The sequence below is a fragment of the Mesorhizobium sp. CA7 genome, assembly GCF_020165015.1.
Taxonomy (GTDB): domain Bacteria; phylum Pseudomonadota; class Alphaproteobacteria; order Rhizobiales; family Rhizobiaceae; genus Mesorhizobium.
The window spans coordinates 1-1,023 of the sequence record NZ_JAIUHH010000042.1; the positions used below are offsets into that span (position 1 = coordinate 1).

1 protein-coding gene is annotated in these 1,023 nt (G+C 62.8%); it reads right to left on the reverse strand.

Features of this window, described 5'->3' with window-relative positions; translation table 11 throughout:
• Positions 1-6: 6 nt before the first annotated feature.
• Positions 7-963, reverse strand: a complete 957-nt coding sequence (locus LB552_RS29585) for an IS5 family transposase (protein WP_095770217.1) — start codon at positions 961-963, stop codon at positions 7-9.
• Positions 964-1,023 lie beyond the last annotated feature (60 nt).

Consider the following 1,023-nt stretch of genomic DNA (forward strand, 5'->3'; position numbering starts at 1 on the left):
GCGCACCTATCCTGTGATGGCCGCCCATCGGCGCATGTTGAAAGCGATCGCCGCCATCGTTACCTGGGCTGCGGCCTTGGCCAGTCCGACATAGCGGATCATGGTCAGCTTCATGCGGTTCTTGAGCGTGGCGAAGGTGGTCTCCACTGCCGCTCGCCGTCTGGCGATCAGGCGATTGTAGTGCTTGAGCCGCTCAGGCAGCGCATGATGCTTGTTGGGGCGGCGGGCAATGCGCACCTTCTTGCCTTCGGCCTTGAGCCGGGCACGGCGAGCATGGGTGTCATACGCGGCGTCCGCCCACACCGTCTTCTCGTCGCCGCAGATCAAGGCATCAGCCATTACCGTGTCGTTGACGTTGGCCGGTGTGGTGATCACCGTGCGGATCAGACCGGAGCCCTCATCCACCCCGACATGAGCCTTGTAGCCAAAGGTGAGGCCGCGTTTGCCCTTGCGTGCGGTGATGCGAGCGTCTGTGTCCTTCGACGGCCGCTCAGGCGTCGGTGGCGCCGAAACCGCATCGATCAGTGTGGCATCCAGCATTGTGCCGCGCTTCAGGATCACGCCGGCTTTCTCCAACTGCCGGTCCAGTTCGCCGAACAGCTTCTCCATCAGCCCTTCGCCGACAAGCAGATTGCGAAAGCGCGACAGAACCGTGTGGTCGGGGATCGTATCGTCCAGCCCCAACCCGGCAAAGCGCCGGAATGACAGCCGGTCGCCCAGCGCTTCCTCCAACTCGCGATCAGACAGGCCATAGAGCGATTGCAGCAACAGCGCCTTGAACAGCACCAGTGGCGGCCAAGCTGCCCGGCCAGGTCCACCATCGCGCAGCGGGTTGAGCAGCTTCTCGAAGCGGTACCACTTCACCAGACCTGACAGACGGTCGAGTGGCGAAGAACCGCCCGCAAGCTTGTCGCCTAGAAACGCCTCCGCCAGGCTCAACTGTCCCGTCTGCTTCACAGCCATCGCGATTCCCTCCGAGCTTCCTCTCAGAGAATCACAACCAGCCAATTACGCAACAGGCCC